Annotated in this window: 15 protein-coding genes; all 15 read left to right on the top strand. The window is 38.2% G+C overall.

The annotated features are described in order from the left end of the window. Positions 1-2 precede the first annotated feature (2 nt). On the top strand, positions 3-203 hold the full coding sequence (locus CVD19_RS05415) for a hypothetical protein (RefSeq protein ID WP_101580847.1): 201 nt from the start codon (positions 3-5) through the stop codon (positions 201-203). 33 nt (positions 204-236) lie between these two features. Next, entirely contained in the window at positions 237-824 is a 588-nt protein-coding gene (locus CVD19_RS05410) for an acetyl-CoA carboxylase biotin carboxyl carrier protein (protein ID WP_101580846.1), read from the top strand. Between the two features lie 37 nt (positions 825-861). Beyond that, positions 862-2,244: an acetyl-CoA carboxylase biotin carboxylase subunit gene (gene accC, locus CVD19_RS05405; protein ID WP_101580845.1), complete on the top strand. Its 1,383-nt coding sequence runs from the start codon at positions 862-864 to the stop codon at positions 2,242-2,244. 12 nt (positions 2,245-2,256) lie between these two features. Next, entirely contained in the window at positions 2,257-3,729 is a 1,473-nt protein-coding gene (locus tag CVD19_RS05400) for a pyruvate carboxylase subunit B (RefSeq protein WP_180953535.1), read from the top strand. A gap of 17 nt (positions 3,730-3,746) precedes the next feature. After that, a complete protein-coding gene (locus tag CVD19_RS05395) occupies positions 3,747-4,763 on the top strand; it encodes an ABC transporter substrate-binding protein (protein ID WP_180953534.1) in 1,017 nt (338 codons plus the stop codon). 57 nt (positions 4,764-4,820) lie between these two features. Then, positions 4,821-5,660: an ABC transporter permease gene (locus CVD19_RS05390; protein ID WP_101580842.1), complete on the top strand. Its 840-nt coding sequence runs from the start codon at positions 4,821-4,823 to the stop codon at positions 5,658-5,660. A 54-nt stretch (positions 5,661-5,714) separates the two neighbouring features. After that, a complete protein-coding gene (locus CVD19_RS05385) occupies positions 5,715-6,962 on the top strand; it encodes a CaiB/BaiF CoA transferase family protein (protein WP_101580841.1) in 1,248 nt (415 codons plus the stop codon). A gap of 19 nt (positions 6,963-6,981) precedes the next feature. After that, positions 6,982-8,175 (top strand): acetyl-CoA C-acyltransferase, encoded by a 1,194-nt coding sequence (locus CVD19_RS05380; protein WP_180953533.1) that lies wholly within the window; start codon positions 6,982-6,984, stop codon positions 8,173-8,175. 16 nt (positions 8,176-8,191) lie between these two features. Then, complete coding sequence (locus tag CVD19_RS05375; protein ID WP_101580839.1) at positions 8,192-8,977, top strand: ABC transporter ATP-binding protein; 786 nt, start codon at positions 8,192-8,194, stop codon at positions 8,975-8,977. Positions 8,978-9,295: 318 nt separating this feature from the next. Beyond that, complete coding sequence (locus CVD19_RS05370; protein WP_101580838.1) at positions 9,296-10,015, top strand: succinate dehydrogenase/fumarate reductase iron-sulfur subunit; 720 nt, start codon at positions 9,296-9,298, stop codon at positions 10,013-10,015. A 23-nt stretch (positions 10,016-10,038) separates the two neighbouring features. Further along, positions 10,039-10,425, top strand: coding sequence for a hypothetical protein (locus CVD19_RS05365; protein WP_101580837.1), 387 nt, complete (start codon positions 10,039-10,041; stop codon positions 10,423-10,425). A gap of 33 nt (positions 10,426-10,458) precedes the next feature. After that, on the top strand, positions 10,459-12,195 hold the full coding sequence (locus CVD19_RS05360) for an FAD-binding protein (RefSeq protein WP_101580836.1): 1,737 nt from the start codon (positions 10,459-10,461) through the stop codon (positions 12,193-12,195). Between the two features lie 13 nt (positions 12,196-12,208). Next, the gene (locus tag CVD19_RS05355) at positions 12,209-13,135 is read left to right on the top strand and encodes a fumarate hydratase (RefSeq protein WP_101580835.1); all 927 of its coding nucleotides are present in this window, start codon (positions 12,209-12,211) and stop codon (positions 13,133-13,135) included. A 15-nt stretch (positions 13,136-13,150) separates the two neighbouring features. Beyond that, a complete protein-coding gene (locus tag CVD19_RS05350) occupies positions 13,151-13,750 on the top strand; it encodes a fumarate hydratase C-terminal domain-containing protein (RefSeq protein WP_101580834.1) in 600 nt (199 codons plus the stop codon). 26 nt (positions 13,751-13,776) lie between these two features. Beyond that, entirely contained in the window at positions 13,777-14,547 is a 771-nt protein-coding gene (locus CVD19_RS05345; RefSeq protein WP_101580833.1) for a sulfite exporter TauE/SafE family protein, read from the top strand. Positions 14,548-14,566 lie beyond the last annotated feature (19 nt).

Raw genomic sequence — 14,566 nt, 5'->3', positions numbered from 1 at the left:
AAATGAGGATAGTAGGTTATATTGTTTTTTTAATTGGGTTATGGATGATGGTATCACCTCAAGCGGTTTTAGGGCTACATGAGCTGAGATGGATCGCGGATTATGCTTTTCCAGGCGAGGCATTTATAGGGGCATTGGTCAGTTCTGGTTCATTGCTATTGATTGGAAAAACAAAAGCAAATAACAGTGTAAATTCCCATTAAAAAACGTTTTTTAAATATCAAGGAGGGATTATATTGGTTAGTGATTTTGAAGTGAAAGAAAAACTAGAAGAAAATATTATTAAAGAGCTTAAATTAACCAATTCACTGGAAAATACTTCAGTTCAGTATGAGCTGAGTTTTAAGAATTTGATTGAAATTTTATCTCTTATTGACAATTACAATTATACGAGCTTAGACATAGAAGTGGGTGATTTTAAGTTAAAGATTGAAAAAGAAAAGCAAAGCCAGGAGAAAGAAGTTTCTTCTATTAAAAGAGAAGTTCAAAAGGTTGAAACCCCAGAAGTAAGCAGTAAGGAAAGTAGTATAGGAGATCAGCGAGAAAAGCAGCAAGAAGTAAATCCAGTCATATTGAATAGTGATTATGTTGAAGTTAAAGCACCGATTATGGGTGTGTTTTATACGTCACCTTCACCAGATGCAGAGCCTTTCGTGAGTATTGGGTCTGAAGTGAAAGCTGGCGACCAAATTGGAATCGTTGAAGTAATGAAAGTATTTAATTCAATAAAAGCCCCCTGTGGCGGTGTTGTTAAAGATATATTAATAGAAAATGAGGATCTGGTTGAAACAAATCAAGTTATCGTACTGCTAGAAGCTAAATAATATATAGATTCTAATCTACTAGAAGGAGGTTGAACGGGTGACTAATATTAAAAGAGTTCTTATTGCAAACCGTGGAGAAATTGCCGTTCGAATTATTCGAGCTTGTAAAGAACTAGGTATTCAAACCGTTGCTGTCTTTTCAGATGCGGATAAAGATAGTTTACATGTTCAAATGGCCGATACTGCTGTAAATATTGGGAAACCAGCAGCCAGTAAAAGCTATTTAAATATGCAAAATATTATCGAAACAGCTATTAAAGCGGGGGCAGACGCGATTCACCCAGGATATGGTTTTTTAGCGGAAAATGATGAATTCGCAGATCTATGCGAGTTAAACGGGATACAATTTATTGGGCCGTCAGGATTACTCATACGGCAGATGGGCAATAAAATTGCTGCCAAAGAAATTGCAAAGGCAGCAGGTGTACCGGTTATTTCAGGTACATTGAACAAAATTGATAATTTAGATGAAATTATTGCTGTAGCAAATGAAACGGGCTACCCGATCCTATTAAAAGCCGCTGCTGGCGGTGGTGGTAAGGGGATGAAGCTTGTTTACGATGAAAATTCATTACGGGACGAATTTTTACGCACGAAGGCTGAAGCGAAAGCAGCTTTTGGAGATGGTTCCTTATATGTTGAAAAATATATAGAAAATGCTAGACATGTAGAGGTACAGATACTCAGTGACAAAAAGGGAAATACCATTCATTTAGGGGAACGGGATTGTAGTGTACAAAGACGTCACCAAAAACTTTTAGAAGAAGCCCCTTGTGAGGTTATCAATGATCATGTAAGGAAGCAACTATGTGAATCAGCAGTAAAACTTGCTCAACATGTGAATTATTATAGTGCTGGAACCATTGAGTATCTACTAGATTTAGATACACAAAAGTTCTATTTTATTGAAATGAATACTAGAGTACAAGTTGAACATCCAGTAACAGAGTTTATTACGGGTGTTGATATTGTAAAAGAACAAATTCGGATTGCAAATGGTGAAGCTTTAACCATTACTCAAGATGATGTATTACTATGTGGACATTCGATAGAATGCAGAATAAATGCTGAAGATTTTGAAAATGGATTTAGTCCGAGTCCAGGAAAGTTAACTAAATTTCAAATCCCTTCTGGTCCTGGTGTTCGTGTCGATAGTCATTGCTATGAGGGGTATACAATATCTCCTTATTATGATTCACTTTTAGCAAAAATAATCGTTGTCGGGGCGAATCGAGCAGAAGCCATTCAACGAATGCGTAGAGCTCTAAGTGAGTTTGTCATCAATGGAGTACCTTCAACAATCTTGTTTCATAACAAGCTTATGAGTGACTCAACCTTTCAAAATAACGATTTTAATACACGTTGGGGGGAAGAAGTTTTTATCCACTCGATTAATAAACAAGAAATCTATTCAGATTAGAGGTGTATTTCTTTGAAAAGAAGGCTTGAATTTGTAGATGAAACCTTAAGGGATGGCCAACAATCATTATGGGCGACTCGTATGAAAACGGAATCCATTCTTCCTGTTGCCAGAGCATTCAATAAAGCGGGTTTTCATTATGTAACATCCATTAGTGGTGCCGCTTTTGAAACATGTGTGAAATTTCTAGGAGAAAATCCGTGGGACCGTCTGAGGTTACTGCGTCAGCAAATACCTGATACACCATTAAGCGTTCTTTTACGAGGAAGAAATGTATTAGGATGGAAACGGTTTCCAGATGATGTAGTTGAACTGACGATTCGAGCACTAAAAAACATTGGTATAGATTGGATTATGGTATTTGACGGCCTTAACGATATTCGGAATTTGGAATGGCATATTAAAGTGGCAAAAAGTTATGGGATGAAGGTGAATGGAGCACTTGTATACTCTGAGAGTCCTGTCCATACAGATGAGTATTTTGCAGAGAAAGCAAGACATTTTAAACGATTAGGTGTAGATTCCATAATGCTCGAAGATGCCAGTGGTGTTCTAACACCTCAACGCACGAAATCCTTAATGGCTTCTTTAAGAAGGGCAGCAGGTGAAGTTGAACTCCAATTTCAATCACACTGCAGTACTGGGCAAGCGAACGAATGTTATATCGAAGCCATTAAAGAAGGAATCGATGTTGCTTCTACAGCAGCTTTACCTTTATCAGAAGGTGAATCTGTCCCATCCCATATAAAAATTATACATGATGCGAGAAAGCTAGGGATCGATGTAGGTCTAGATGAAAGGTATATTAACGAACTAGATGATTACTTACATTGGGTTGCTTATAAAGAACAAAAGCCTGTAGGTAAATCAGAGCCTTTTAATCAAATTGAATTTGATAAATATGTATCTCATCAAATCCCTGGTGGAATGATGTCTAATCTCGTAAGCCAATTAAAGGACCTGGGAATTGAAAATAGATTACCAGAGGTACTAGAAGAGGCTGGGAGAGTTCGTCAAGAATTGGGTTATCCGGTTATGGTTACCCCATTATCTCAACTTGTGGGTGTTCAAGCTACCTTCAACGTGTTGGAAGGGAAAAGGTATCATACTGTTCCTGAAGATCTGCGTTTATATGTCAGAGGCTATTATGGAGAATTCGCAGCACCTATTGATCAAAATGTTCTCGACAGGGTATTAAGAGACGGTGAAAGTGATATGCTTGATCCAACTTCTAATTTCAATGACGAGTATATAAAGAAAGCAAGGGCCGAGCTTGGCCATACGATGTCAGATGAAGATTTGTTATTAAATATTTTTAATAGCAAGCGAACAATGAATGAGTTTTATCAAAACCAGAAGAATTTGAAACTACCAATCTCGACAAGTCAACCTTTAATTGAATTAATAAAAGAACTTGAAAAAAGAAGGAATGTGCGTTCATTCTTTGTACAAAATGGCTCTTACAAAGTTAAACAAGTTTTTTAATCATGAGGGGGATAAAAATGAAAACCTTTTCAATAAAAAATAAAGTTTTTCTATTAACGATTTTTCTTATCCTATTCGTAGCAGGGTGTAGTAATAGTAATGAAAGTTCAGGAGAATCAAAAGAGCCGAATAAAGATGAAAAAGATGAAAAAATCACCCTAACGATTGGAGATATCTCTGCTGCGGAAATGATTGCTCCTATGGATGTTGCTATTGAGAAGGGATTCTTTGAAGAAGAGGGTATAATCATCGAAAAAAAAGTATTTGCAAATGGTCCAACATTAATGATGTCAATGGCCAATGGGGATGTGGATGTGGCCGTTAAAACTGGGTATACACCAATGCTGCAGGCGGCTTCACAAGGTGCAGATATTATGATTGTTGCTTCGATGGCTAAAAACAATGCACCTGTAGTTGCAAGAGGCGATATTAAATCATTCAAAGATTTGGATGGTAAAATAATCGGAACTCCAGGTATAGGTACCATACAAAATACGATGTTAAGCGTTGCAGAAGCAGAATATGGTATAAAATTTAAACAGCATATACATGCAAAGGTAACCGATCTGCCAACACTATTGGAGAAAGGTGAGATAGATGGATTTACAAGCTGGGAGTGGGTAGCAGCAGATGCGGTTAATAGAATCGATGGTGCACATTATGTCCTAGAAAACCCAGTGATTGAGAATGCTGAAAGTGTGGGGTTAGCATTTAATGGCGACATTTATAGAGAAAATAAAGAAGTAGTTAAGAAATTTTTAAAAGCCTACTTGAGAGGGATTGAGTTTTTTACTGAAAATAATAAAGAAAGCATCGATAGCATTGCGAAGAAAATAGGAAAACCAAATGAAGTAATTGAGACAGCTCTTAAAGCTGTTAACATGGAGAATCCAAAAATAGATATGCCGAGTGTTAAATTTGCGGTTGAAGATGCGATTGCAACAGGAAAAATTTCGAAAGCAGAAGTTCCAGATGTTGATAAATTTATGGAGAAATATATAGATAATACTATTTTAGACCAATTGAAGCCATAACTTTATTTATCTTTAACCACTATATTTGAATTATAAATAGGAAGTGAGGGGGATGGAATGGACACTAAGCCTACACTTACAGAGTATCAATCAAACAATAATGTCTATAAGTTTAAAAGTGTTCTTCGAACGAACGAATTAAAGCAGACAATTCAAAATTTACTTGTTCTTCTTCTATTTTTGGGTTTATGGCAGATTGTAAGTTTACTAATTAAATCCATGTATTTTCCAACTCCCGTTGGTGTCTTACAAGCAGGAATAAACTTGTTTTCTTTTGGAGACTTAGAAGGGTACACAATGTGGGATCACATCATGGCAAGTACTATTAGAGTTCTATTAGGTTTTGCTGTTGCTGCCATTACCGGGGTTTTGATAGGGTTAGTTATGGGTTTATATCCATCACTTTATCAAGGAAGTAGACTTATTATTGAACCCGTACGTTTTATTCCTCCAATAGCATGGGTACCGATGGCGATTGTATTACTTTCGGGAACTTCAAGGTATATTTTTCTCATCTGGCTGGGTGCATTTTTTCCAATTTTTATTAATATCCTAGTTTCTGTTCCAAAGGTTGAAAACTTATTAAAAGATGTTGTCAAAATCTATGGCGGTACTAAATCACAGATTATTAAAAAGGTAATTATTCCAAGTGTTCTGCCAGATATCATTTCTGGTATGAGGGTAGGATTAGGTTTAGCATGGATGTGTATTGTAGCGGCTGAAATGATTGGCGGCGAATCGGTAGGTCTTGGTAGATTAATATTAAAATATGCAGAACTATTAAGGTCCAATGAAATAGTAGTGGGCATGATTGCCATTGGTTTAATCGGATTTATAAGTAATGAACTTTTATTACGATTAGAAAAGCGTCTATTTAAGTGGAGAAATGTGGAGTAAAAAGATATTTTTATACCATAATTTATCTGAAAATTCTTGAAATGAGGGGACAGAATGACAAAATATTATCCATTAAAGGGCGTCAAAGTAATCGCTTTAGAGCAATATATATCTGGTCCATATTGCTCAATGTGGTTAGCTGATGCAGGAGCAGAGGTAATCAAAATTGAACGCCCTGACACCGGTGAGCCGAGAAGAAACTATATGCCAGTAATCAAAGATGAGGATGGTAATGAAGCGTATGGTGGATTCATTAGCTACAACCGTAATAAACAAAGTTTAGTCCTTGATGTAAAAACCGAGGAAGGTAAGAAGATTTATAAGGAGCTTATTAAAGTAGCGGATATAGTTATTGAAAATATGAAGCCGGGTACTGTTGAAAAGTTAGGAATTGACTACGAAGTTTTAAAAGAGATCAATCCTAAATTAATTTATGCAGCCATTAGCGGCTTCGGACGAGATAAAGATAATCCGGGAGTTTATTCAGATCGACCAGCATTTGACCCTGTCATTCAAGCAATGGGAGGAATTATGCATCTAATTGGCGAGGCACACAATCCGCCCATGTGGGGATTTTATGGGCTTGCAGACCTATATACGGGAACTGTAACAGTCAATCAAATCTTACTCGCCTTATTCATGAGAGAACGAACCGGAGAAGGGCAATTTATCGATTCTAGTATGTATGACAATATGGTTTCCCTAAATGAGAGGGCAATCATGCTTTATTCCTTCACAGGTGAAGTCGCTATGCGGGGGAAAGAAAATTTTCAAGCTCCCGCTGGTGTTTATAGAACGGCAGATGATGGCTATGTCGCATTAATTGTAGCCAACGATATGATTTGGAAACGCTTTTGTGTGGCAATAAATAGAGAGGATTTAATTGATAATCCTAAAACAAAAACAGGTACAGCCAGGGCTGCAAATAAGGATTTTCTAAATCCATTAGTGGAAAATTGGATAATTGGCCGTACACGAGATGAGATTGTTTCCATCTTTAATAATCAAGGAGTACCAGTCGGTCCGATCCAAACAAGTGAAGATTTAATCAATTGTCCACAGTTAAAAACTAGGAATATGTTAATCGATGTGAAAGATCCTGTTGCTGGTAATCTTGTGCTGGCGAGAACCCCATTAAGCCTATCTAAAGCAGAAAGTGTTCCTACTAACTCAGCACCACGATTAGGTGAGCATACTGAAAAGATCCTAAGAGATGTTTTAAAGTATGATGATGAAAAAATTTCCGATCTCTATAAAAATAAGGTCATTCAAAGTCAAAAAACATTTACGACAACTAAATAAGTTAGTTGGAGGGGTAGAAGTGGAAAATATTGTTCTTATTGATGGGGTTAGGACACCTTTTGGAAAACTTGGGGGAAATTTAAAAAATTTCTCATCTGTAACTCTTGGATCTATGGTCATAAAGGAAACGATGAGAAGAACAAAAATGGAGGCTGATTCAGTCGATGAAGTAATTATGGGATCAGCCATGCTGGCAGGAGCCACCTCGGTTGCTGCCAGACAAATGCTTTTCAAATCTGGCCTGCTTGAGACCACTAAATCCATGACAATTGATCGTGCTTGTTGTTCTTCTATAACTGCTGTAGGAGTAGCCATGAAAAACATCCTGGTGGGTGATTCGGACGTAGTGCTTGCAGGTGGAATCGAATCTATGAGTCAAACACCATTGTTATTAAGAGAAGCTAGATGGGGAAGCAGGTTAGGAGATATTACTGCGGAAGACCCATTAAAAATTAAAAACCCCATTACCAATACACCTGTAGCGTACGTAACAGGGCACGAAGCCTTAAAATATGGTGTGGATCGTGAACAACAGGATGAATGGGCTCTTGGCAGTCATATGAAATATTTTGCTGCGTTTGAGTCAAACAAATTTAAAGATGAGTTAATGAGTGTGGAAATACCACAAAGAAAAGGGGAACCAATCATCGTGAATAAGGACGAATCACCACGTCCTGATACCTCCTATGATAAATTAAGAAATCTAAAAACAGTATATGACAGCCCGACTATTACTGCTGGTAATGCACCGGGTTTAAATGATGGAGCCACAGTATTGACTGTTATGTCTCAGAAAAAACAACAAGAATTAAATTTACATTCTATTGGAACAATCCTAAGCTATGTAAATGTATCTGGAGACCCTAATGCTTCCGTTATTTATCCTGGGATTGCAATCCAAAAAGCACTACAAAAAGCAAATATTTCTTTAAAGGATTTAAAACGCATAGAAATCAATGAGGCATTTGCAGCTATGCCGTTAGTTAGTACAAAGGTGTTAAGTGACGGAGATAACGGGTTATTAACTAAATTACGTTCCATTACAAATGTAAATGGTGGTGCAGTAGCAATGGGGCATCCAACCGGAGCAAGCGGTGCTCGATTAATTATGACATTAGCATATGAACTAAGAAGATTAGGCGGTGGATATGGAGCAGCGGCTATTTGTGGAGGTTATGGGCAAGCTGATGCCGTTATTATCAGAGTAGATTGATAAAGGAGTGAATGTAGTGGGAAAAGTTGTTATTAATAATATCAATAAATACTTTCCTATCGAAAAAGGCAAAAGTGAATCCGTTCAGGTTTTAAAGAATATCAACTTTTCTGTAAAAGAACAAGAGGTTATCGCAATCATTGGCGGCAGTGGATGCGGGAAGACAACACTTTTACGTATTATTAGTGGTTTAACAAATTCAACAAGCGGCGAAATACTCATAAATGACAAAAAACTCAGTGATTCTGGACATGATGTGGGTATGGTATTCCAACAACCTGGATTAATGCCATGGCTAAAAACAGTCGAAAATGTTGAATTAAGTTTGGAATTAAAATCTGTACCTAAGGAAAAACGAAAAGAACTTGCTCTGGAGTATCTAAGACTTGTGGGACTTGAAAGTGCAAAAAGTCAATATCCGAATCAATTATCAGGTGGTATGCAACAAAGGGTTGGATTAGCTCGTGCACTAGCTGTAAACCCTGAAATCCTTTTAATGGATGAACCTTTTGGTGCATTGGATGCACAGACAAAGGAAACCTTACAAGGGGAAGTCTTAAGAATTCATGAAGAAACCAAGAAAACTATCATTTTTGTAACTCATGATCTAGATGAAGCCGTATATTTAGCTGATAGAGTTATAATTTTGGCACCTCACCCAGGGCGAATTATAGAAATTGTTGATGTAAATATCCCACGGCCACGTCCAATTCCAGCAGAAGCGCGCACTGTAAAAGAATTTATAGATAAAAGATATTACGTTTGGAAAAAACTAAAAGAAATTACGCCAGAAACTGCATGATTTTCTAATTATATAAATAGTTTGGGCTACAAAAAGAATTATCTAACACACCAAAATGAATAAAAAAGGCTGGAGTTGCCTTCCAGCCTTTTTTCGCTGAATTGATGTCAAAGTTGAATAGAGTACAACACATAGTATAAATGTAAACATTATTTTATCGTAATATTTTAAAAATATTGAATATTTACTAAAAATATGATTAAATTAATCTATACTGGTTGGGTCACTATACCACATAGACTTAAAAAGGGGGCTAATAGGAAGAGATCATGTACTCGATAAGCAAATTTGTATTGTAAAAATGAAGGGGGATTATTTGTGAGTAAAGTAGAAGTAACTGTTTTGCGTTACGACCCTGATGAAAATGAAAGTCCAAAGTATCAATCTTTTCAAATTGAAGCGAAGAAGAACATGACGGTGCTAGATAGTCTTTTCTTAATTGTAGAGGATCAAGATCCGACACTATCCTTTCGCTGCGCATGCAGGTTGGGGATGTGTGGTTCTTGCGGGATGTTAATTAATGGCCGCGGACGTTTGGCATGCCGGACAAAAATTGAAGAGCTGGGTGATAAAATTACCGTTCAGCCAATGCGCAATCAAACTGTGATTAAAGATTTATCAGTCAATATGGATAACTTCTTTAAGAATATGGAGAAGGTTAAACCTTACTTTGTTCCTAAAGAAGATACCGACCAATTTAGTATCATTCCTCCTTCTTCAGGCAGACGTGAAATCATTGACGAAAATCAGGATTGCATTACCTGTGGCCTATGCTACCAATCATGTGATGCAGTAGCCATTAGGGGTAATGATTTTATTGGTCCTGCTGCCTTGAGCAGAGCTTATAACTTAATAGCCGATGAAAGAGACGGAGCGAGAGAAGAGAGATTGGATCTGGTCACCGAAGAAGATGGTGCCTTTGGATGTCACACCTTTGGAGCCTGTGTAGAGGTATGTCCAAAAGGGATTAAACCGATGGTTACCATCCAAAAAATAAAAATGAAGAAAGTAAAGAAGTCCTTAGGTTTGAAATGGTGATCAATTTTAAGGAGATGTTGCACATGGCGAATCCACAATTAAAAGCAAAAGCAGTACCACAAGAAAACGTAGCACCCTTGAAGTTAAAACAACGGCCCTTTGTTGGTTATATCTCATGGTTGGTACAACGAATAACAGCATTAGTGCTATTAATCTTTTTACCTTTAAAAATCTATAGCGGTTATGCAATGGCTGGGAAGCTGCCCGGAATCGGTGTCCTTTCCACCTTACACTTGAACGCATTTTTAGACGCTGGTTTAATTTTTGCTCTGATTTTTCATGCCTTATATGGAATCCGAGTTATTTTAATCGACGTAGGCGTGGTTAAGGACAATCGAAGCGTTTTTAAGCTTTTTACCATCATCGCAGCGATTTTATGTGCAGTGACCTTTTTCTTCCTAGTTTCATAGAAACAAAAATTTACAGAAAAGTAGGTGAATGTTATGGAACATGTTGAAGCGGATATTCTTATTTTAGGAAGCGGTGGAGCAGGTCTATTTGCGGCTCACCATGCAGCAGACCTTGATCCAACTCTGAAAATTATTGTCGCAGCAAAAGGACTAATAGGGAAAAGTGGATGTACGCGAATGGTTCAGGGCGGTTATAACGTGGTCCTTCATCCTGATGATTCTTTAGAAAAACATTTTAAAGACACCATTAAAGGCGGCGGCGGTATTAACAATCAAGAAATGGCATGGGCACTTGTCAGCGATGCTCCTAAGAGGATTCGAGAGTTAGAGACCAAGATGGGTGTGTTCTTTGATCGAAATGAAGACGGTACCATTCATCAAAAACCATTTGCTGGTCAATCTTTTGACCGGACCGTTCACCGTGGTGATTTAACAGGTATTGAAATCATTTCCCGGATGCGAGATCAGTTGTTCGCTAAGCCCAATGTCATCACATGGGATGAAGTAAGAGCGATTGATTTATTAATTGATGAGGACCGTCAGCGTGTTGCCGGATGCCTAATGTTGAATATGAGAACTGGGCAATTCATTGTTGTTCACTGTAAAGCCGTAATTGTTGGGACAGGTGGTGCTGCTACGATGTATAAAATAGCAACCCCAAGTCTTGAAAAAGCCGGAGATGGTATGGCGATGTGTTATCGAGCCGGAACAGAGTTTATGGATATGGAAATGATGCAGTTTCATCCTACAGGTCTGCTTGCTGAAAATTCCCGTTTAAATGGGGGCGTATTAGAGGAAGGACTTCGTGGTGCTGGTGGTTTCCTCATCAACTCATTAGGTGAACGCTTTATGAAGAATTATGATCCAGAGCGTATGGAACGATCTACAAGAGACCGTGTCTCTAGAGCCGCCTACATGGAAATTATGGAGGGACGGGGAACTCGTCTTGGAGGCGTTTACATTGATGTATCCCACCTAGGGAAAGAAAATGTTCTGCGGATGTTTCCAGGAATGGTTGAACGCTGCCGTGATGTCGGCAGGGATTTAAGTGTCGAGCCTGTTGAGATTTCACCTGCAGCCCACTTCCAAATGGGTGGTGTTCGAGTATCAGTAAATTGTGAATCGAATATTGAAGGACTGTTTGTTGCTGGTGAGGATGCAGCTGGCGTTCATGGAGCTAATCGACTTGGCGGGAATGGAGTATGTGATTCTACCGTTTTTGGTGCTAGAGCTGGCGATGCAGTGGTTTCCTATATCCAAAATAAAAGTGACCTTGCAAACGTCTCAGATACTCAGGTTCATTCGATGATGAATGATATCCTCGAACCTTTTAAACGTGAAGAAGGTGAAAATCCATTTTATATCCGAAATGATCTGAAGAATTTAATGTGGGAAAAGGTAGGATTAGTCCGGAATCAAAAAGACTTGCAATTTGCTGAGATTCAGCTCCAATTACTAGAAGAAAGAATTAATAAAGTAAGTGTAAAAGGTTCTCAGAAATATAATTTGACTTGGCAGGAATATATGAATGTCAGGAACCTAGTAACAATCGCGAAAATGGTAACCAAAAGTGCCTTGATGCGGACAGAAAGCAGGGGCTCGCATTATCGTGAAGATTATCCTGAGAGCAATGATGAAAAATGGTTGAGTAATATTTATGTCACCAAAACGGATGATGATGAACCACGCTATTGGACAGAAAACGTAAAGCAAACTCATACAAACGTAAGTGAAATCGAAGGTTATAAAGTTTTAGCGACTTCAAAATAAAGGGGTGCGATCAATGGCCGTTCAAGATTATGTTGCTGACTATCAAAAAAGCTGGGAACTAGATGAAAGTTTTTATCAGAGTGTAGAAGAAACATGCAAAACTCTGTATATCGAATCACTAAAGGATTTACCGCCAGATGTAAGAACAGCCTTGCAGAATGCTTTAGAAAAAGAGACATTGAAAACCGGTAAGGAAATACTAGAAACATTAGTGAAAACGGTTTCGACAGCTGATGAGCAAAAACTATTAATCTGTCAAGATACTGGTATACCTGTTTTTTTCATTAAGGTGGGAAACCAGGTACGTTTTGATGGTTTGCGCTTAGAACAAGCCATCCGAAAAGGTACAGAACGCGCAACGCTGGAACATCCTTTACGGAGCAGTATAGTGAATACGTTAACGAGGAAGAACCATGGTACTTCTACAGGAAATCAAGTTCCGGTTCTCCATTATGAATTCGTCGAAGGATATGAGCTGGAACTTCTCATCGTTCCTAAGGGATCTGGCTCTGAAAATATGAGTTATTTAAAGATGTTAACTCCAGCTGCAGGGATACAAGGAATTAAAAAATATGTATTAGAATGTGTTTTTGAATCAGGTGCCAATCCTTGTCCACCTACCATTGTAGGGATTGGTATTGGTGGTACTGCGGATAAATGTGCGGCATTAGCAAAAAAGGCAGCAGCGAGAGAAGTAGGGTCTCCTAACCCGGATCCCGAGGTAAGAAAGCTGGAGGAAGAATTATATGGATTGATTAATGAACTAGGCATAGGGGCACATGGATTAGGCGGAAATACTACAGCTTTAGCGGTGCATATTGAAGCAGCTGATACTCATATGACCTGTAATCCCGTTGCTGTCAATATGATGTGCTGGCCAGCTAGAAGAATGAGAGCAACGTTTAGACACGAGGATACCCAGCCGGAGATTACATATTAAAGGAGGAGGAAAGGCATGACACATTATCATTTAAAAGCACCCTTGACTGATGATGATATTAACCTATTGTATGCAGGTGATACTGTAACACTCGACGGGCATATCTTTGGAATTCGTGACGCAAATTTAATTCGCCTTTTTGACAAAGGAGTTGAACTTCCTGCGGATTTAATTCCACAGCTTAAAGGTTCCATTGGACTTCATACGGCACCTGGTGTCAGAAAGCTGCCTAATGGAACATATGAAAAAGTAAGTATCGGTACCACTACTAGTTATCGTATGGACCGGTTTACCCGCGGGCTGATGGAGACATATGGAATGAAAGTCATCGTTGGTAAAGGCGGACTTCTAGAGGAAGGTTCCCAGGCATTGGTAGATTTCAAAGGGTGCTATTTTACGATTCTAGGAGGCTCAGCTGCTCTAGAAACGACTCAAGTAGAGGAAATAGAAGATGTTTGGTGGGAAGATTTGATGCCTGAGGCGATATGGAAATTCAGGGTCAAAGATTTTGGCCCGCTCATTGTTTCTATTGATTCGCATGGAAATAATAAGTACAAAGATATAAAGAAGGATGCCAAAGTAAAATTGGATGAGCTGATTAAACAGCTTAATTAGGTTCTTTTCTAAAAGGAGACCTGTAGATGATAATATCACTGTTTCTTATTGGTTTGTTTTCTGGAATTGTAACAGGATTATTATCGATTGGTGGAGGAATTATATTGATTTTCTCTTTAATGATTATTCCTCCGTTACTATTAAATACACAATTTTCGATGCATACGATTTTCTCTTTTTCGATTATGCAAGGATTTTTTTCTTCTCTATCTGGTGGTTATTATTATATTAGCAACCAACTTGTGGATAAAAAGATTATCTTCATGCTCGGAATTCCGGCGATGTTTGGCGGAACCATCGGGGTATTATTTGCTAACCAGATTTCGGATTTTAACCTGCGGATACTGTTTGCGACTCTAGCAATCATATCTGCAATTCTCATGCAAATCCCAACCAATAAGGCTGAAGATCCCACGCCAATTCCTAAAAACAAAAAGGTCTGGACAGTGAGTATTATTTTTGGTGTCCTCATCGGTATTTTAGGAGGGATGGTTGGTTTATCAGCGGGATTCATCTTTGTTCCCTTGATGATCTTTTTTTATAAATTGCCCATAAAGATGTCGATTGGCACAAGTTTAATCACATGCTTTTTATTGTCAGCTGGCAGTCTGGTCTCTAAATTAAGTATGAGAGACATTGATTTTGGCCAAGTGGCAGTGTTAATAGTCGGGGGTATTATAGGTGCTCAGATAGGGGGACGTATTACGAAAAAACTGAAGTCTATCACTCTGAAAAGAATAGCTGCCTATTCTATTTTGCTAGTAAGCTGCAAACTATATTATGATTTGTTTGTTTAATTTAAAAAGATTCAAAAAA

It is taken from the genome of Bacillus sp. T33-2 (assembly GCF_002860205.1).
In the GTDB taxonomy this organism is placed as follows: Bacteria; Bacillota; Bacilli; order Bacillales; family Cytobacillaceae; genus T33-2.
Note: the sequence above shows the minus strand (reverse complement) of the source record. Positions and strands in the feature narration are given on the sequence as shown.

What these genes read in the sequence shown, in the direction of transcription:
- CVD19_RS05390 (WP_101580842.1), top strand. Translation starts at nt 4,821, where the DNA reads ATGGACACTAAGCCTACACTTACAGAGTATCAATCAAACAATAATGTC.
- CVD19_RS05350 (WP_101580834.1), top strand. Translation starts at nt 13,151, where the DNA reads ATGACACATTATCATTTAAAAGCACCCTTGACTGATGATGATATTAAC.
- CVD19_RS05360 (WP_101580836.1), top strand. Translation starts at nt 10,459, where the DNA reads ATGGAACATGTTGAAGCGGATATTCTTATTTTAGGAAGCGGTGGAGCA.
- CVD19_RS05355 (WP_101580835.1), top strand. Translation starts at nt 12,209, where the DNA reads ATGGCCGTTCAAGATTATGTTGCTGACTATCAAAAAAGCTGGGAACTA.
- CVD19_RS05395 (WP_180953534.1), top strand. Translation starts at nt 3,747, where the DNA reads ATGAAAACCTTTTCAATAAAAAATAAAGTTTTTCTATTAACGATTTTT.
- CVD19_RS05415 (WP_101580847.1), top strand. Translation starts at nt 3, where the DNA reads ATGAGGATAGTAGGTTATATTGTTTTTTTAATTGGGTTATGGATGATG.
- CVD19_RS05365 (WP_101580837.1), top strand. Translation starts at nt 10,039, where the DNA reads ATGGCGAATCCACAATTAAAAGCAAAAGCAGTACCACAAGAAAACGTA.
- CVD19_RS05385 (WP_101580841.1), top strand. Translation starts at nt 5,715, where the DNA reads ATGACAAAATATTATCCATTAAAGGGCGTCAAAGTAATCGCTTTAGAG.
- CVD19_RS05345 (WP_101580833.1), top strand. Translation starts at nt 13,777, where the DNA reads ATGATAATATCACTGTTTCTTATTGGTTTGTTTTCTGGAATTGTAACA.